Origin of the sequence: Tomitella gaofuii, from assembly GCF_014126825.1 — a bacterium.
GTDB lineage: Bacteria > Actinomycetota > Actinomycetes > Mycobacteriales > Mycobacteriaceae > Tomitella > Tomitella gaofuii.
In genome coordinates this window covers 847,943-865,421 of sequence record NZ_CP059900.1, presented here as the reverse complement: position 1 = coordinate 865,421, position 17,479 = coordinate 847,943, and the positions used below count along the sequence as shown (strand labels likewise).

Annotated in this window: 16 protein-coding genes and 4 tRNA genes; 2 read left to right on the top strand and 18 right to left on the bottom strand. The window is 71.5% G+C overall.

The features are described from left to right. Nucleotides 1-43 precede the first annotated feature (43 nt). The 7 genes from H4F70_RS04045 to H4F70_RS04015 form a co-directional block, all read right to left on the bottom strand. A tRNA-Trp gene (locus tag H4F70_RS04045) sits at nucleotides 44-116 on the bottom strand. 245 nt (nucleotides 117-361) lie between these two features. Further along, nucleotides 362-802 carry a MaoC/PaaZ C-terminal domain-containing protein gene (locus tag H4F70_RS04040; RefSeq protein WP_182360163.1) on the bottom strand — a complete coding sequence of 147 codons (441 nt, stop codon included), beginning with the start codon at nucleotides 800-802 and terminating at the stop codon, nucleotides 362-364. Nucleotides 803-852: 50 nt separating this feature from the next. After that, on the bottom strand, nucleotides 853-1,344 hold the full coding sequence (gene hadA, locus H4F70_RS04035) for a (3R)-hydroxyacyl-ACP dehydratase subunit HadA (protein WP_182359116.1): 492 nt from the start codon (nucleotides 1,342-1,344) through the stop codon (nucleotides 853-855). A 149-nt stretch (nucleotides 1,345-1,493) separates the two neighbouring features. After that, nucleotides 1,494-1,658: a 50S ribosomal protein L33 gene (gene rpmG, locus H4F70_RS04030; protein ID WP_182349420.1), complete on the bottom strand. Its 165-nt coding sequence runs from the start codon at nucleotides 1,656-1,658 to the stop codon at nucleotides 1,494-1,496. A 98-nt stretch (nucleotides 1,659-1,756) separates the two neighbouring features. Beyond that, a tRNA-Met gene (locus H4F70_RS04025) sits at nucleotides 1,757-1,829 on the bottom strand. Between the two features lie 47 nt (nucleotides 1,830-1,876). Then, nucleotides 1,877-1,949, bottom strand: a tRNA-Thr gene (locus H4F70_RS04020). A 280-nt stretch (nucleotides 1,950-2,229) separates the two neighbouring features. Continuing rightward, nucleotides 2,230-2,312, bottom strand: a tRNA-Tyr gene (locus H4F70_RS04015). 167 nt (nucleotides 2,313-2,479) lie between these two features. Here H4F70_RS04015 and H4F70_RS04010 point away from each other — a divergent pair. Further along, nucleotides 2,480-2,971 carry a YajQ family cyclic di-GMP-binding protein gene (locus H4F70_RS04010; protein WP_182349421.1) on the top strand — a complete coding sequence of 164 codons (492 nt, stop codon included), beginning with the start codon at nucleotides 2,480-2,482 and terminating at the stop codon, nucleotides 2,969-2,971. Nucleotides 2,972-3,012: 41 nt separating this feature from the next. Here H4F70_RS04010 and H4F70_RS04005 read toward each other — a convergent pair whose 3' ends face one another. The 4 genes from H4F70_RS04005 to H4F70_RS03990 all read right to left on the bottom strand — a co-directional run bounded on the left by H4F70_RS04005 (nucleotide 3,013) and on the right by H4F70_RS03990 (nucleotide 7,528). Further along, nucleotides 3,013-4,833 (bottom strand): BCCT family transporter, encoded by a 1,821-nt coding sequence (locus H4F70_RS04005; RefSeq protein ID WP_182359115.1) that lies wholly within the window; start codon nucleotides 4,831-4,833, stop codon nucleotides 3,013-3,015. 57 nt (nucleotides 4,834-4,890) lie between these two features. Next, nucleotides 4,891-5,460 (bottom strand): ATP:cob(I)alamin adenosyltransferase, encoded by a 570-nt coding sequence (locus H4F70_RS04000; RefSeq protein WP_182359114.1) that lies wholly within the window; start codon nucleotides 5,458-5,460, stop codon nucleotides 4,891-4,893. A 102-nt stretch (nucleotides 5,461-5,562) separates the two neighbouring features. Further along, entirely contained in the window at nucleotides 5,563-6,429 is an 867-nt protein-coding gene (gene htpX / locus H4F70_RS03995; RefSeq protein WP_268968352.1) for a zinc metalloprotease HtpX, read from the bottom strand. Between the two features lie 82 nt (nucleotides 6,430-6,511). Next, nucleotides 6,512-7,528, bottom strand: coding sequence for a polyprenyl synthetase family protein (locus H4F70_RS03990; protein ID WP_235681485.1), 1,017 nt, complete (start codon nucleotides 7,526-7,528; stop codon nucleotides 6,512-6,514). A gap of 269 nt (nucleotides 7,529-7,797) precedes the next feature. Between H4F70_RS03990 and H4F70_RS03985 the strand changes: the two genes are divergently transcribed. Next, the gene (locus H4F70_RS03985) at nucleotides 7,798-9,105 is read left to right on the top strand and encodes a geranylgeranyl reductase family protein (protein ID WP_182359112.1); all 1,308 of its coding nucleotides are present in this window, start codon (nucleotides 7,798-7,800) and stop codon (nucleotides 9,103-9,105) included. A gap of 61 nt (nucleotides 9,106-9,166) precedes the next feature. Here the strand turns inward: H4F70_RS03985 and H4F70_RS03980 are convergent, their stop codons facing one another. The 7 genes from H4F70_RS03980 to H4F70_RS03950 form a co-directional block, all read right to left on the bottom strand. After that, complete coding sequence (locus H4F70_RS03980; RefSeq protein WP_182359111.1) at nucleotides 9,167-9,856, bottom strand: demethylmenaquinone methyltransferase; 690 nt, start codon at nucleotides 9,854-9,856, stop codon at nucleotides 9,167-9,169. Next, nucleotides 9,853-10,296 carry a DUF3592 domain-containing protein gene (locus H4F70_RS03975; RefSeq protein ID WP_182360161.1) on the bottom strand — a complete coding sequence of 148 codons (444 nt, stop codon included), beginning with the start codon at nucleotides 10,294-10,296 and terminating at the stop codon, nucleotides 9,853-9,855. The genes H4F70_RS03980 and H4F70_RS03975 overlap by 4 nt, the downstream gene beginning before the upstream one ends. Before the next feature lie 20 nt (nucleotides 10,297-10,316). Then, nucleotides 10,317-11,987: a 2-succinyl-5-enolpyruvyl-6-hydroxy-3-cyclohexene-1-carboxylic-acid synthase gene (gene menD, locus H4F70_RS03970; RefSeq protein ID WP_182359110.1), complete on the bottom strand. Its 1,671-nt coding sequence runs from the start codon at nucleotides 11,985-11,987 to the stop codon at nucleotides 10,317-10,319. An 86-nt stretch (nucleotides 11,988-12,073) separates the two neighbouring features. After that, nucleotides 12,074-13,768 carry an FAD-dependent oxidoreductase gene (locus H4F70_RS03965; RefSeq protein ID WP_182359109.1) on the bottom strand — a complete coding sequence of 565 codons (1,695 nt, stop codon included), beginning with the start codon at nucleotides 13,766-13,768 and terminating at the stop codon, nucleotides 12,074-12,076. A 225-nt stretch (nucleotides 13,769-13,993) separates the two neighbouring features. Beyond that, a complete protein-coding gene (locus tag H4F70_RS03960) occupies nucleotides 13,994-15,664 on the bottom strand; it encodes a lipase family protein (RefSeq protein ID WP_235681330.1) in 1,671 nt (556 codons plus the stop codon). A 50-nt stretch (nucleotides 15,665-15,714) separates the two neighbouring features. Continuing rightward, on the bottom strand, nucleotides 15,715-16,734 hold the full coding sequence (locus tag H4F70_RS03955; RefSeq protein WP_182359108.1) for an o-succinylbenzoate synthase: 1,020 nt from the start codon (nucleotides 16,732-16,734) through the stop codon (nucleotides 15,715-15,717). Between the two features lie 66 nt (nucleotides 16,735-16,800). Continuing rightward, nucleotides 16,801-17,451, bottom strand: a complete 651-nt coding sequence (locus H4F70_RS03950) for a PaaI family thioesterase (RefSeq protein WP_182347364.1) — start codon at nucleotides 17,449-17,451, stop codon at nucleotides 16,801-16,803. Between the last annotated feature and the right edge of the window lie 28 nt (nucleotides 17,452-17,479).

Here is a 17,479-nt window from a genome sequence, read left to right as displayed (position 1 = left end):
ATTCCTCTCCTTGACCGGCACCGAAGTGTTCGGCGATCGTGGGCAGGGGCGACAGGACTTGAACCTGCAACCTGCGGTTTTGGAGACCGCTGCTCTGCCAATTGAGCTACGCCCCTTTGGCCGGCCCCGGAAGAATGCTCCGTCACCGACCCACTGCGTGGACAAGCCCCACGCATGATCCTGCCCGCACGACAGACACTGTATGCGGTACCCGCGACCCTACCGGCCCCGCGACCCGACGGAAAACCGGGCCGCCCGACGCAGCGCTGACGGCCGCGGGGGAACACCGTGAGGCTTCGCACCCTCGCAGAAGTCCTAGTGTACTGCATGCACCCCGGCGGACCGCAAACGAGGCGCAGCCTCAGGCGAGTTGCACTGTAGCCGTAGCCCGCCCGAACACCTTCTTCCCACCGGACTTCGCTTGCAGCGCGACGACGACCGTGCGAGCCGCCGGGTCTGCCGACTTGACCTTGCCGGTGAGCTCCACCTCCGCGCGCGCGGGGAACGGCGGAACCAGAACCGGGCTCGTGAATCGGACGCTGACGTCGAGCATCGCACCCGGGTCCCCCACCCAATCGCAGATGTAGCCGGCGCCGACCCCCATCGTGAACATCCCGTGGGCGACCACGCTGTCGAGTCCCAGCCTCGCCGCGATGGCGTCATCCCAATGCAGCGGGTTGAGGTCGCCGGACACCCCCGCGTACCGCACCAGGTCGGCCCGGCCGACGGACACCGTGCGCGGTGTGAGGGCGTCCCCCACAGCGACCGAGTCGAAGTCCCGGCGACCGACACGGACCGTCATCTGCTCCGCCTCGGACGCCTCGTGCGCGCCCCCCTGGCGTTCGGTTCCGGTCATAGCGCTCGAACCGCCTCCATGATCTCGTCGTTCGCGCCCTCGTCGTCGGCGGCGAGCTCCCGGTGCACGACTGTCGTATAGGTCGTCAGCACCGGCTCACCGTCCGCGTCGGCGACGACGTTCTTGGTCACGATGATGTCGGCGCCCGCCATCGCGCGTACCGAGTCCACGGACACCTCGCAACTCAGGTGCGCACCGACCACCAGCGGCTTGTGGAACTCCGCACGCTGGTCGGTCTGCATCACCCGGGTCAGGTCCAGGCCACCCAGCTCGAGGAGCCGGCGCTGCGCCAGCGCCCCGAAGATCGCGAAGAATGTCGGCGGCGCCACCAGCCCGGAGTATCCGAGATCCCGCGCCACCCGCTCATCGTGATGGGCAGGGTGCTCGCTCTTGACCGCGAGCGCGAACTCGCGCACTTTGTCGCGGGCGACCTGATAGATGTCGTCGACGTGGTAGTGCGTGTCGTCGAAGCCCGGTGGCAGTGGCATCGCTCTCCCCTTCTTGTGCGTGCTGGTCCCCGGCCGCGGACGTTCCGGAGCCGGCCGCCGCCCGGCAGCGCCCGGTCCGCACATGACAAGGCGCGGCAGCGACCGAAGTCACTGCCGCGCTTGCGTGTCGGCCCGGACCGACTGCGAGCTCAGCGGGTCTCGCGGTGGACCTGGTGGCTGCCGCAGTTGGGGCAGAACTTCTTCATCTCAAGACGGTCGGGATTGTTCCGACGGTTCTTGCGGGTGATGTAGTTGCGGTGCTTGCAAACCTCGCAGGCCAGCGTGATCTTGGGACGGACGTCGGTGGCAGCCACGAGATGCCTTCCTTCGGGTCGGTCTGTGGGTGGGCTCTGTCAGCCGCGCCCCAGGGGTACTAAGCCGACGGCCATCGGCCGCGGGACTTCCATTTCGGTAGCGGTGGCCGGACTTGAACCGGCGACACAGCGATTATGAGCCGCTTGCTCTACCGACTGAGCTACACCGCCTTGCTGGGCGACGCCCTGGACATTCCGCCAAGCCGTCCACCCGCGCGAGCCCCCTGACGGAATCGAACCGTCGACCTTTTCCTTACCATGGAAACGCTCTACCGACTGAGCTAAGGGGGCGTGTCTTCGCCACGGGAAAGTGTAGCCGGTCCATCCGATGCGCTGAAAAGTGCATCGGAGTGGAGTACAAGCCATGCCGACACACACCATCAGGCGTGCACCGACCACCTCCTCGCGGTCAAGCCTTCACGAGAGTACACACAGCCGCCCCGCATCGCAAAATCGCCGGCCGACGGCCCTCCATGCGCTCCACCGCGGCCGGGCTCCGGGTCGTCGGCAGACCGGCCCGGAAACGCGAATGCCCCTGTTCCACAAGGAAACAGGGGCATTCGCGTGAGTGTGGCAGGTGTAGGATTCGAACCTACGTAGGCGTAAGCCGGCGGATTTACAGTCCGCTCCCATTGGCCGCTCGGGCAACCTGCCGTGCGTCTCCCGGCGGAAACGACCGCCGGGCGCGATAGGCACACTACACGCACGCATCCGGGAACATGCAAATCGGCTGGCCAACGAGCCGTCCCCGGCGATAACGTCTGTCGGGAGCCGGCGCGTACGGCGGCCGGCGCATCACCCCGACCCGAGGAGAAGAACCGGTGGCAGATTCGTCTTTCGACGTCGTGAGCAAGGTCGACCGCCAGGAGGTGGACAACGCGCTGAACCAGGCGGCGAAAGAGCTGGCCAATCGCTATGACTTCCGCGGCACCGGAGCCCGCATCGAATGGTCCGGCGAGGAGACGGTCGTGCTGTCCGCAGAGGCCGAGGAACGGGTCAAGGCGGCGCTCGACGTGTTCAAAGAGAAACTGATCCGGCGCGACATCTCGCTGAAGGCCTTCGACGCCGGCGAACCCCAGGCCTCCGGGAAAGCGTTCAAGATCACAGGCTCGCTGGTGCAGGGAATCGACCAGGACAAGGCCAAGAAGATCTCCAAGAAGATCCGGGACGAGGGCCCCAAGGGCGTCAAGGCGCAGATCCAGGGTGATGAACTGCGCGTGTCCAGCAAGAAGCGCGATGACCTGCAGGCGACGATCACGTTGCTCAAGTCGAGCGACTTCGACATCGCGCTGCAGTTCGTCAACTACCGGTGACGCCCGATCGTCGCCCGGACGGGCGACGATCGGCGCACCGTTCACCGCGAGTCGGGTCCGCCCCTTCCTTCGGTGCGGTCGTCCACCGTCTGCGGGTCGCCGAGCAGGGCCCCGCCCGCGATCTCCTCGGCCGCGGTCCCCGACGTAGCGGAGTCCTCCGCGCCGCCCCGCCTCTTCGCCTCCGCCCGTTCCCGTCGGCGTTCCTCGATCGACGTGTCGACGGGGTCGGGCGCGTGTTTGCGCACGGGCGGGGCGATCTGCGTGCGCAGCGGATCGTGCCGCAGATCCAGGTAGAAGCTCACCGCCATCCCGATCATCAGCAGCATGAACGGTGACGCCGCCAGGATCACGAAGGTTTCGATCGCGTCGAGACCGCCGACGTAGAGCAGGACGATGGCGACGGCGGCGCTCATCGCGCCCCAGATGACGCTGATCACGTGTCGCGGCTCGGGGATACCGCGCGAGGACAGCATTCCGAGCACCATCGCACCCGTGTCCGCCGCGGTGATGAAGAAGATGGCGACGAGGATGATCGCCAGCGTGCCGATGACGGAGAACCAGGGGTACTCCTGCAGCAAGGAGAACAGGGCCGCCGCGGGGCCGGACCCGCCGTCGGCGTTGGTCTCCTGCATCACCCGCCACAGGTCGTTTCTTTCGGTGAGCTGCGATTTCAGCCCGGCGCCGCCGAAGACCGCGAACCACACCATCCCGCCGAGCGCCGGAACGATCACCACGCCGGCGACGAACTCCCGGATCGTGCGCCCCTTGGACACCCGCGCCAGGAACGTCCCCACGTGCAGTGCCCAGGACACCCACCAGGCCCAGTAGAAGATCGTCCAGCTGGAGAGCCACCCGTTGAGCGCCTCACTGCCGAACCCCGCGGTGTGGAAGGTCATCGGGATGTAGTTCCACAGGTAGTCGCCGAACGAGCGCCCGAAGATGTCGAAGATGAACACCGTGGGGCCGGCGATCAGGACGAACATCATCAAAGCGAAAGCAAGGACCAGGTTGATGTTGCTGGCGTGCTTCATCCCCTTCTCCACGCCGGACACCGCGGTGATGACGAAGACCACGGTGAGGATGAGGATCGAGATGACTGCGACATTGTTGCTGGCGTCGAGGCCGAAGACATAGGACAGGCCCGCCGCGATCTCCAGGCCCGCCAGGCCCAGGGAGGTCGCCGAGCCGAACTTCGTCACGACGATCGCGAAGATGTTGATCACCCGGCCGGCGGCGTTCTCCGGGTCGCCGATCAGCGGGGTGAACGGCGCGGACAGCAGATTGCCCCGGCCCTTGCGGTAGGTGGAGTACGCCAGCGCCAGCCCGACGACGCCGTAGATCGCCCAGGGTTGGATCCCCCAGTGGAAGAACGAATATTGCATGGCCACGCGTGCGGCGCCGCGGGTGCCGGCCTCCACTCCGGAGTCCGGCGGGGGCTCCATCATGTGGGTGATGGGCTCCGCCACGCCCCAGAACACCAGCCCCACGCCCATGCCCGCGGCGAACATCAAGGCGATCCACGAGACGTTGGAGAACTGGGGCTTGTCCCCCGCCTGGCCCAACGGGATGCGGCCGTACCGGCTCAGCGCCAGCCACAGCGTGAAGGTGACGAATCCTGCCACCGCCAGGATGAACGCCCATCCCAGGTTCGCGATGACCCAGTCGAGCGCCGTGCCCGCGACGCGGCCCGTCTCGTCGGGGAAGACGGCGCCGAGGACGACGAAGACGAGGATCAGCCCCAGCGCGATCCAGAACACGACCGGGTCGATGGCCTTGGGCCCCTTGGAACTGAACGGGTTCCGCGGCTCTCGTGCCTGCGTCGGCTCATCGATCGCGGAGCCTTCCTCGGTGCTTGAACTCATGATCCCCTCTCACGCGTCGCTGTTCCGGGCGGGTTCCCGCTGGTCCTTCTCGACTGTTCAGGGCCCCCAGCCCTCGGGGAGCGGCTCCCAGAGTTCGACCTCGTCGAGCCGTCCGGAAAGTCCCGGCTGCCAGTCGGTGTCACCGTGCTCGGCGTTCGCCAGCCGGGCGAGGACGACGACGAGGACCTCCAGCGCCACGAGATAGCGGATGATCAGCGGATCGGCGCCGACGGCGCGGGCGGCGCGTTCCGCCCGGAACACGACTGTGCGCGCGTGATGCAACGACGCACCCGTGTGCGTGCCGCCCGGCAATGCCGCGACGACGGCCGGCGCGAGCATCGCCTCGTAATGCTCGACGGCACGGTCCACACGGTCGACGTAGACGTCGCTGAGCTCCACGGGCGGATCGTCTCCGCGCGCCACCGCGCGCACCCGCGCGGAGATGTCGTAGAGGTCGTTCTGCACCCGCGCAAGCAGCCTGACCACGCTGAACGGCAAAGTGGCACCAGTGGACACGGCGACGCCGAGGACGGCCGCAGCCTCCTCGCAGCCGCCGGCGAGCATCAGCCGCGTGTCGACCGGATCGGCCGACGCCTGCGCACTCCCTGTCACATCCGATGAGGTCATGCCCGCATCGTAGGAGCGCGCGCCGTCTTATTCAGGCCGCATCGGCATAGTCACTGGTGAAAGGCGCTGTCCCGCACACCCCCACGCGCACGGGTGCGGCGATCAGGCACCCGGTCCGCCGGCCATCGCCTCGAGACGGCGGATGCGGTCGGCCATCGGCGGATGCGTCGAGAACATGTGCTGCATGCGGTCGCCGGCGCGGAACGGGTTCGCGATCATCATGTGCGACTGCGAGGCCAGTTTGGGGTCGGGCGGCAACGGCGCGGCCTGCGTCCCGTACTCCAGCTTGCGCAGCGCGGATGCGAGCGCCAGCGGGTCGCCGGAGAGTTCCGCGCCGGACTCGTCCGCCTGATACTCCCGGGACCGGGACACCGCCATCTTGATCAGCCCGGCCGCCACGGGGCCCAGCATGGCCACCAGCAGCAGCGCCAGCGGGTTCGAACGTTCGTCGCCGCGGCCGCCGAACAACCCGGCGAACATCGCCATGTTCGCCAGGCCCGTCACCACCGCGGCGAGCGCGCCCGCCACCGAGGAGATGAGGATATCGCGGTTGTACACGTGCGACAGCTCGTGCCCCAGCACCCCGCGCAGCTCCCTCTCGTCGAGCAGCTCGAGGATCCCCTGCGTGCAGCACACCGCCGCGTTCTGCGGGTTGCGGCCCGTCGCGAAGGCGTTGGGCGCATTGGTGGGGCTGACGTACAACCGCGGCATGGGCTTGTGCGCCCGTGTGGCGAGCTCGCGCACGATCCGGTACATCCCGGGCTGTTCCACCTCGGTGACGGGGTAGGCGTGCATCGACCGCAGCGCGAGTTTGGCGCTGTTGAAGTACACGTACGCGTTCATCCCCACCGCGAGCACGATCGCGATGATGAGCGCGGTCCGGCCGAACAGCCCCCCGATGACGACGATCAGCGCGGACATCCCGCCCAGCAGCAGCGCGGTCTTGAGACCGTTCGAGTGAGAGTGCACGTTCTGCCCTTTCGCAGCCTTCCACCCGTTCAACGCCTCCCGCGGCGGGACGGTTCCCGGCGCCACCGGTGACGTGCGCGACCTAGCCGACGCGCGCGATGGTGTACTCCACCAGCGACGACAGCGCCCGGTTGGCGGGTCCATCCGGCAGCGTCGCCAGCTCCTCGCGCGCCTGCCGGGCGTAGTCGGCGAGCGTGGCCTTCGCCCGCGACATGCCATCCGATGCGGCGAGGAGCTCGAGGGCCTCCGTCAGCGTCGCATCGTCGACGACGGGCCCGTCCAGGAGCACGCGCAGGCGCGCGGCGTCCGGGCCGTCGCCGGCCAATGCGTACAGGACCGGGAGGGTGTGCACGCCCTCCCGCAGGTCGGTCCCCGGCGTCTTGCCGGACTGGTCGGACGCGGAGGTGATGTCGATGATGTCGTCGGAGATCTGGAACGCCATGCCGACGGCCGCGCCCAGCCGGTGCAGCGTCGCGCACCTCTCGTCTTCCGCCCGCGAGAACCTGCCGCCGAAGGTGCCGGCGGCGGCGATCAGCGACCCCGTCTTCTCCCCGATGACGTCGAGATAGTGGCGCACGGGGTCGGCCCGGCGGGCACCGACGGTCTCGCGCATCTGCCCGGTGACGAGCTCGGCGAAAGTGAGCGCGATCATCTCCACCGCCGACGGCCCCAGAGTGGACACCAGCCGGGATGCCTGCGCGAACAGGTAGTCCCCGGACAGGATCGCGACCGAGTTGGACCACTTGGAGTTCGCGCTCTCCGCACCGCGCCGCATCGCCGCCTCGTCCATGACGTCGTCGTGATACAGCGTGGCCAGATGGACCAACTCGAGCACAACGGCCGAGGTGATGACGTCCGCGTTGTCAGGGTCGGGACCGAACTCGCTGCTCAGGAGCGTGAACAGCGGGCGGAATCGTTTGCCGCCCGCGGAGGCCAGGTGCAGCACGGGTTCGGTGAGGAAGTCCTCGCCGACGGAGAGCTCGCCGATGAGCAGCTCCTCCGACTCCGCCATCCGGGCGCGGATCCGCGCGGCGAAGTCCGGATCACCCAGATCCACACCGGCGACGATGGTGTCCGTGGACGCATCCGTGCTCACGATCCTGATACCTGTCCTGTCTCGATGTCGTCGGGCGCAGACCGCCCCAGGTGACCGTACCCGGTACGCCCGGTCCCGCCGGGTACAGCGGTGCGCTGCCACGGCCGGTTGCGCGCCGCCCGCCGTCCGTCCCGGTCCCGCCGGGACCGGGACGCCGATCGCGGCAGCGCCGTTGCATAGTAGCGTCGCATACCCGCCGCGCCGAGGCCGCGCTCCGTGCGGTCGGGGTCGGGCCGCGGCGGCCGGCCGGCCGCGGCTGCCAAGATGGTCGTGTGCACACCACCGCCCGCCGGGACGACCGGCTTCCGACATCCCGCATCCCCGCAGAGGCGGAGGTGCTCGTCGTCGGTGCGGGCCCCGCGGGTTCCGCGGCCGCCACGTGGGCCGCGCGCGCCGGGCACGATGTGCTGCTGCTCGACGCCGCCCGCTTCCCCCGCGACAAGACCTGCGGCGACGGCCTCACCCCCCGCGCGCTGGGCGAGCTCGACCGGCTCGGCCTGGGCGGCTGGGCCCGCACGCAGGCCGTCAACAAGGGCCTGCGGCTCAAGGGCTTCGGCCGTCAGCTCGAGATGCCGTGGCCCGGCGGCGCGTTCCCCGCCGAGGGCAGCGCGGTCCCCCGCTCGGTCCTCGACGACCGGATCCGCGCGGGCGCGGTCGACGCCGGCGCGCGGATGCTCGGCGGCGCGCGCATCATCGGCGTCGACCGCGCGCCGGACGGTCGCGTCCGTTCCGTCCGGGTCCGGGACGACGAGCGGGGCCGGGAGCGGACGGACGGGGTCGACGTGCGCTGCCGCACCCTGATCGTCGCCGACGGCGTGCGCTCGCCGGTCGGCCGGATGCTGGGCCGGCGCTGGCACCGCGAGACCGCGTACGGCGTGGCCGCCCGCGCCTACATCGGTTCCGGTCGGCACGATGATCCGTGGATCTCGTCGCACCTCGAACTGCGCGATCCGGACGGCGCCCTGCTCTCCGGCTACGGCTGGCTGTTCCCGCTCGGCGACGGGCGCGTCAACATCGGCGTCGGCACCCTCGCCACCGCCGCCCGCCCCGCGAAGGGGGCACTCCGGCCGCTGCTGGACCACTACGTGCGGTGCCGGCGCGACGACTGGGACCTGCACGGCGACCCCGCGGCGCCGGCGTCGGCACTGCTGCCCATGGGGGGCGCGGTCTCCGGCGTGGCGGGCCCCAACTGGGCGCTGGTAGGCGACGCCGCGGCCTGTGTGAACCCGCTCAACGGCGAGGGCATCGACTACGGACTCGAGGGCGGCCGGCTGTTGGTGGAGCTGTTGAGCGGCGACGGCCCGGGCAGCGGGCTGACGCGGTCCTGGCCGACACTGCTCTCCGCGCACTACGGCGACGCGTTCTCCGTCGCCCGCCGCCTCGCAGGGCTGCTCACGGTGCCCCGGGTGCTGCCCGCGGGCGGGCCCGTCGCGATGCGCTCGCGGCGCCTGATGGAGGTGGCGGTCCGGGTGATGGGCAACCTGGTGACCGACGAGGACGCCGATGTCGTCGCCCGGGCGTGGCGCGCCGCCGGACGCGCATCGCTGCGCACGGATCAGCGCGCGCCTTTCGCCGACTGAGCGCGTCGCCGACCGAAGGCTGCCCCGCCGGGCCCCCGGCCCCCGCGCGCGGGGGTCGGGCTCACGCCCGGCGCACCGCCCGGTGCAGCGCGGTGATGCCCCCGGTGAGGTTGCGCCACTCGGTGCCCGACCAGCCGGCCGCGTCGATGCGCTCGGCGAGACCGTGCTGATCGGGCCACGCGCGGATCGACTCCGCCAGGTACACGTACGCCTCGGGGTTGGAGGAGACGGACTCCGCGACCTGCGGCAACGCCTTCATCAGGTATTCCATGTAGACGGTGCGGAACGGGCCGAACACCGGCGTCGAGAACTCGCACACCACGAGCCGCCCGCCCGGGCGGGTCACGCGCGCCATCTCGGCGAGCGCGGCGTCGGTGTCGGCGACGTTGCGGAGCCCGAAGGAGATCGTGACCGCGTCGAACGAGGCGTCGGCGTAGGGCAGGTGCAACGCATCGCCCGCCACCTTGGGCACCGCCCGCCCGCGTCCGGCGGCGAGCATGCCCTGCGAGAAGTCCGTGGCCGCGCACCACGCTCCGGACCGGGCGAGCTCCACCGTCGACACCGCGGTGCCGGCGGCGAGATCGAGCACCCGTTCGCCGGGCCGCAAGTCCAGCGCGCGCCGGGTCGCCCGCCGCCACGACCGGTCCTGGCCGAATGACAACACGGTGTTGGTCACGTCGTACCGGCGGGCCACGCCGTCGAACATCGACGCGACCTCGCGGGGGTCCTTCTGCAGTGATGCCCTGTTCACCCGTGTGACGCTACCTGCGCCTGCCGCCGGGACCGCAAGCGCAGCACCAGCAGCGCCGCGCCGGCCGCTATCCACGTGCCCAGCACCACCGATCCGACCGGCACCACGGCGACGGCGGCGTCGCGCCCCTTCACCCGGACGATGTCGGGGTCTCCCCTGTCGTACTCCACCTCGATGAACTGCCCCTGCGTCAAGCCGGTCGGATACAGGACTCCGGTCGGGGGATTGTGCGTGACGCCGTCGGGGGTGGCGAAGCTGATCGACGATCGCAGGTGCCCGGCGGAGAGGACCTCGGCCGAGGCCGTGCCCATATCCGCTTCGATCGCCCGGTCTGTGCGCCAGCACGCCAGCAGCAGCACGATGCCCAGCACCGTCACCATCGTCGCGATGACGAGCACGATCCGCCGGCCCACGCGGTGCGTGACCTTCGGCAGGCGCATCGCCGGCGCGACCGGACCCGTCACGACACCCGGCCGCGCATGTCGTCGTGCAGCCGCCGCAGCCCCTCGCGGTGGGTGGTCACCTCGATCACCTCGATGCCGGCGGGCCGCCGGCCGGCATCGGTGAGGATCGCGGTCAACTGCTCCGGGTCGGCCTTGCGGTGCGCCACGCCGTGGGCGGCGCACAGCGCGGCCAGGTCGGCCTCGTGGGGCGTGCCGAACACCCGCTCGAACGCGTCCGTGTAGCGGGTGTCGCCCTGCTCGAGCAGGGCGAAGATCCCGCCCCCCGCATCGTTGGCCACGATGATCGTGAGATCCGCCGGCCGCGGCTCCGCGCGCCCGATGAGCAGTCCGTTCGCGTCGTGCAGGAAAGTGAGGTCGCCCATCAGCGCCACCGTGCGCCCCGGGTGGGCCACGGCGGATCCGACGGCCGTCGACACCGTTCCGTCGATGCCTGCGACGCCCCTGTTGGACCGCACCGCCACCCCGTCGGGGATGCGCGCGGCCAACGAGGCGTCGCGCACCGGGTTCGACGCGCCCAGCACCAGCTGGTCGCCGGCGCGCAGGCCCCGCAGCACCGCGCGCGCCACGTGGAGACCGGTCGCCGGAACGTTCCCGTCCAGACCCTCGTCGACGGCGGCACGCGCGCCCCGGTCGGCCGCAGCGCACGCCTGCAGCCATTCCTCGGACGGGGCGCCCGCCGTCTCCGGCGCCGTGCCCGTGAGCACCACGTTCCCCGACACGTCAGGCCAGCGCGGGCCCGTGGTCAGCGCGATGACGTCGACGTCCGGCCGCGCCAGCAGCGCCGACACCGGCCGGTGCAGCGTGGGCCGGCCGAGGATCACGGCCTGCCGCGGACGGACGGACAGCAGCGCCCACGGATGCGTGGGCACGCCCCGCTGCCGCGACGTGGGCTCGGCGATGGTGGGCAGACCGTCCAGCTCGGGATAGCGCCCCGCGCCATGGCCCGCGATGACGACGGTGTTCACGGTGAGGTCCAGCGGCACACGCACTTCGATCGCCGCAGTGGGGACGCGCGTCCACGGTGCGCCGTCCGCGCGGCCGGGGTGCGTGGCGGCGGCATCGGCACGGCCTTCCGTCGCGCCGCCCGCCCAGCCGTCCTCCGGCACCAGGGGCTCACGCAGCGGCACGTCGAACTGCACCGGACCGGCCAGCCGCGATCGGGTTCCCGAGGCCTCTGCGAGCACCCGGCACACCACGGTGCGCCACGCCGCGTTCTGCCGGGACACGGCATCTTCGGAGGTCTCCGGCTCGGCGAGTCCGATACTGATCGCCGCCCGCACCTGCGTGCCGAACAGCCCGAACTGCTCCACCGTCTGATTGGCTCCGCTGCCCAGAAGCTCGTACGGCCGGTTGGCGCTGAGCACCACCAGCGGAACGCGCGCGTAGTTGGCCTCCAGCACCGCCGGCCCCAGGTTGGCGACGGCCGTGCCGGAGGTCATCACGACCACTGCAGGACGCCCCGACGCCACCGCGATGCCCACGGCCAGAAACCCTGCGGTGCGCTCGTCGATGCGCACGTGCAGCCGCACGCGCCCCGCCGTCGCCGCCCTGTACAGCGCGAACGAGAGCGGCGCGTTGCGGGAGCCGGGGCAGAGCACGATGTCGCGCACGCCGCCGCGCACCAGCTCGTCGACGATGACGGCTGCCTGCGCCGTGGACGGATTCACATGCTCCAGGGTCCCACGCGGACGCCGGGCGGACGCGCCCGGAGCCCCCGGCATATCACGCGGATCACCGACGACTCCGGCGCGGATCAGCTGCGGCCCTTCTCGATGTCGATCATCACCTGCACGTCCGTCACCTTGACGCGCGGCCGGCCCGACTCCTTGCCCGCCGCCGTCTCCGCCTGGTCCAGCAGCCGCCACTCGTCGAACCCGACTGCGTCCGGGCAGCGGCCGGCGAGAAGCTTGTCCAGCGCCTCGCGGCTCTCCACGGGGCGCCCCGACAGCCCCGCCTTGACGTCCTCGGCAAGCTTCTCCACCGTCTCCCCGGCGCACTTCTTGTTGGTGCCGAGCGTGCCGGTGGGCCCGCGCTTGATCCACCCGGTCACGTACACCCCCTCGACGGGGCCGTCGCGGTCCGGGTCGACCACCCGGCCGGCCTCATTGGGGATCACGCCCCGGCGCTCGTCGAACGGCAGGCCCGCGACCGGGGTGCCCCGATAGCCGATGGACCGCAGCACAAGGCCTGTTTCGAGGGCGGACGTCGCGTCGGTGGCCTGCGCGCGAAGGCGGCCGGATTCGTCTGCCACCAGCTCGTTGCGCACCACGTTGACGCGCTCGACGCGCCCGTCGCCGTCGAGTGATTCCGGCGAGCCGAGGAACCGCAGCACGATGCGTTTGCGCGCCGGGTCGTGGGTGCGCGAGGCGTACTCGCGCAGCCACTCGATCTTGCGGGGCACGGGGAACGGGCACTCGTCGGAGGCGAGGAACGCGGCGCTGTGCTCGTCCAGCTCGAGGTCGGCCGGGTCCACCACGATATCCACGCCGGGCACGTCGTCGAGCCCCATCAGCTCCTTGCTCGTGAACGCCGCCTGCACCGGCCCGCGCCGCCCGAGCACGACGACCTCACGGATGTTGCTCTGCCGTAGCGCGGCCAGGGCGTGGTCCGCGATGTCGGTCTTGGCCAGCTCGTCGGGGGACGTCACCAGCACCCGTGCCACGTCGAGGGCCACGTTGCCGTTGCCGATCACCACCGCCCGCTCGCCGGAGAGGTCGTAGACGTCGCCGGCGTGGTCGGGATGACCGTTGTACCAGGCCACGAAGTCGGTGGCGGACACGCTGCCCGGCAGGTCCTCGCCCGGGACGCCCAAGTGCCGGTCGGTGGACGCCCCCACGGCGTAGATCACCGCGTGGTGATGGGCCAACAGCTCCTCGTGGCTGATGTGGGTGCCCACCTCCACGCCCAGGTGGGCGGCGATCGCCGGCTTGCGCACGATCGTCTCGAACGTGTCCGTGATGATGCGGGTGCCCTGGTGGTCGGGCGCCACCCCTGCGCGGGCGAGACCCCACGGGGACGGGAGGCAGTCGAAGATGTCGACCTCCACCGAACGGCCGCCCTGGGTGACCACGGCCTCGGCCGCGTACGTGGCGGCGGGACCCGCACCCACCACCGCGACACGCAGCGGCGCCTGGTCCTTGGGGACGACGATCGGCGACGGCGGGACGAACGAGTCCCAATCCACCACCAGCGGATGCTTGTCGAAGTACTCGGCGTTGATCTGCGTGTACTTGGCGTTCTCCTCGCTGAGCTGATCCTCCGGGAAGATCGCGTCCACCGGGCAGGCGTCCACGCACGCGCCGCAGTCGATGCACGTGGTGGGCTCGATGTACAGCTGCTCGGTAGTGGCGAACAGCTCGTCGTCCGCGGTGGGGCGGATGCAGTCGACGGGGCAGACGTCGACGCACGCCGTGTCGTTGCAACACGCTTGAGTGATCACATAAGTCATGACTGTCCTCACGTTCGCGTTCCCTGCGCAGCGACCGCCGCGCGCGCCGCGCAGCCGGATCCACCGCCCGCTCGGCACAGTATCTTCCGGCGCACCCCGGCTTGCATCCCAAACCCGTGCGCCGCGACGTTGCCACCATCATAACTAGAACAGGTTCACTCGTCCTAGCGGTGACCCCGGCGACCGTGCAAAATCACGGCCGCGCATGCGGTCGGCCGTCCCGCGTCAGCCGCAGGTGCCCTCCATCGGCTCGCCGGCGAACCGCGCATCGAGCCAGTCGACGAAGGCCGGCGTGCCGCCGAGCATGGGGACGACGTGCCCCAGCCCCGCGCCGTCGAGGATGGACGGCTCCACGAAGGTGTCGAAGCGCACGTCCCCGCCCAGCGCGCACCAGTCCGACGCCAGCTGCTCGGCCTGGCCGTGCGGGACGATGTCGTCGTTGTTGCCGCTGAGCACCAGCACCGGCGCGTCCGGCTTGATCCGGCCGATGCGGTTCTCCTCCAGCACCGCCTCCACCTCGGGGTATCGCGCGACGATCTGCGATACCGACTCGCCGCTGCGAGTGAACGCGGCGGTGTCGGCGAAGCCGAACTGGGCTGCGGTCTCGCCGACGCACTGCTGTGCCACCGCGTCGAGCATCCGGCGGCCGCGATCGTTGATCTCGGCGTCGAGCACCGGCTGGACAACGTCCGGATACGCGGTGCGCATCGAGTTCAGGGCGTAGCCGATGACGCCGGCCAGCGAGGTGCCGTCGACCTGCCGGAGCGTCGCGGCCAGATCGGCCGGCGGGGCCCCCGCGACCACTCCGGCCACCCGCGGCGCGATGTCGGCACCGTAGGTGCCCAGCAGCTCGGCCGCGGCCGCCGCGGCGCCGCCGCCCTGCGAGTAGCCGTAGATCCCGATCGGGGTCGAGTCCGTCACGCCGGAGCCCGCGAGAGCGCCCGCGGCGCGCGCGGCGTCGATGACGGCGTGCGCCTCCGAGACCCGGTTGACGTAGGTGTGCATGCCCGGGGTGCCCAGCCCCTCATAGTCGGTCATCACCACGTTCGCGCCCTTGGCCAGCCAGATCGAGACCGGGATCATCTCGTACTCCAGCAGCGGCCCGGACTGCGCCGAGCCCGAGGCGAGCGAATTGATCAGCTTGGACGGCGCGCACGCGTCGCCCTGCCCCTGGGTGCCGGGAGCGATGACGATGAGCGGCCGTTCGCCGGGGCCCGTCCAGGGCGCCCGGGCCGCGAAGAAGGTGCCGGTGACGGCGTTCGGCGCGCCGTGCGTGTCCTGCGACGAGTACATGATGCGGGTGGCGACGCCCGGATACGGTCCGTCGGCGCCCGGGACCGACCAGGCCAGGTGCGACGGCTCCGAGCGGATGATGCGCCCGGGCGTGCCCGGCAGGTCCGCGGGCGGGCGGTAGAACGTCGCGATCTCCTGTCCTGCGGGCGAGTCCGACAGCGTCGAGCCCGTCGGCGCCGTCGCCGGGTCCGTGGACCCCACGCCGAGCACCCGCGTATCCGCCGTGTTGGCGGATCCGTACAGGTCCATCGACCCCGCAGTGCCCAGCGACCCCTCGACGCCGGGCATTGCGGTGGACCCCGAGATCCCGTCGACCGCGGCGAGGTCGGACGAGCCCGTGCGCTCCTGGAAACGCGACAGATCCTGCAGCGCCGCCACGCCCGCGTCGCCCACCGACTGCGCGGGCCCCGCCGGCTGCGCACCGGCGACCGCGGGCGCGGCCGCGGCGGGCACGATCGCCGCCGCGGCGAGGCAGAGCGCCGACCGGCGCCATCGCCGCCGCGCACCGCCGGCCGACGGGCGTGCCCGCCGCGTCCCCCCACCCGTTGCGAAGCCGTCGATGCCCACGCGATGCCCTCCCACTACGACCGTCGGCGCCGGCACCCGCCAGCATCCTTACCGGCGAGTAAGCCTTGTGCATCACTCACGGAGTGTCAAGTGCGGCCCATCACCACGCCACCTCCGGCGGCATCCTCCAACAGCGCGTGACAGCGTGCGAGCCGGTCGAACCACCAGCGGCGGCGCTCCGCGGGCGCGGCCAGCGCGCGCAGCCGGTCCGCGTCGGGTTCGGTCCTGCCCGTGGGGAGGCCGAGGCCCCCGGCACCGTCCGCCACCAGAGTCCGGGGCGGGGCCACGTCCTCCGCCAACAGCCCACCCGTGCCGAGCCCGCAGGCGTGCGCCAGCTCCGGCAGGGCCGCGGCCGCGGCGAGGCCGGCGCCGATCCCCACCGCGGAGTCGATGGCGCTGGAGACCACGACCGGCACCCCCACCTGTCCGGCGACGGCCAGCAGGCGCCGGATGCCGCCGAGCGGGGCCGCCTTCACCACGGCGATGTCCGCTCCCCCGGCGCGCACCACGCGCAGCGGGTCGTCGACCTTGCGTATCGATTCGTCGGCGGCGATGGGCACGCCCGTGCCGCGGGCGCGCAGTTCCACCAGCTCGCCCACGGTGCCGCACGGCTGTTCCGCGTACTCGAGGGGCCCGTCCGCGCTCAGCGCCCGCAACGCGCGTTCGGCCTCCGCCACCGACCAGCCGCCGTTGGCGTCCACGCGCACCACGGGGACCCGCTCGCGGACCGCCGCCACCCGCGCGAGGTCGTCTGCCAGGGTCTGCCCCCGCTCGGCCACCTTGACCTTCGCCGTGCCCGCACCCGGGAACGCCGCCAGCACCTCGGGCACCCGCGCCGCGGGCACCGCCGGAACCGTCGCGTTGACCGGCACCACCGGGCGCAGCGGCCGCGGCCACGGCCGCCAGGCGGATTCGATAGCGGACGCCAGCCACGCCGAGGCCTCCCCGTCCGCGTACTCGGGGAACGGGCCGAACTCGCCCCAGCCTTGCGGGCCGCGGATCAGCATCACCTCGCGCTCGGTGATGCCGCGGAAGCGCACGGTCATCGGCAGCGACACCACCGCCGCGCCGTCACGCACCGCGTCCAACGACGGCACTGTGCTCACCGGTCCATCCCCCGCCGCCTCGTGGCCGCGCCGCACGGCCGCCGATTCCTCACGGCTGCCGACTCCTCACGGCTGCCACGGCCGCAGGCGCACCATCAGCGCGTCCGCGTCGGCCAGCAGCGTTTCGCCGTCCCACAGCCTGCCGGAGACGTACGTTTTGCGGCCGTCGACCGAGTCCACCGTCGCCTCCACCGTGAGTTCCTTGTCCAGCGGCGTGACGTTCCGGTAGTTGACGGTGAGGTAGGCGGTGCGCGAGACCGGCTGCCCCTGCGCGTGCGTCACCATGCCGAACACGTCGTCGAACAGCAACGGCAGCACGCCGCCGTGGGCCGCCCCGTTGCCGCCCAGGTGGTAGCGGCGGAACACCCCGGACGCCGTGACGCGCCCGGGTTCGAGCCCGGTGAGCGTCCACGGCAGCATGAGCAGGCTGCCGCGGCCGGGCAGCCCGATCGCACGGTTGGCCGGCGACCTCCCCTCCTCCGCGGCGTACGGGCGCAGCATCGCCGCGAGCTCCTCCGCCTTGTCCGCCGCCGCGCCGAACACCTCCGGTTCCGGGGCGGCGGACACAGCGAGGTCCTGCAGGTCGCGCATCGCGGCGACGAACCGGCCGAAGTGCGGCCCGCCGTCCTCGGGCGCCGCGCTGAACACGGGGAACCCGCCCCGCGGCGCATCGCCGTCGTCCCGCACAGCGTCATCGGCGCCGGTGGCGCGCGTCATCTCTTCCATGCCTGCACGCTAACCGGAC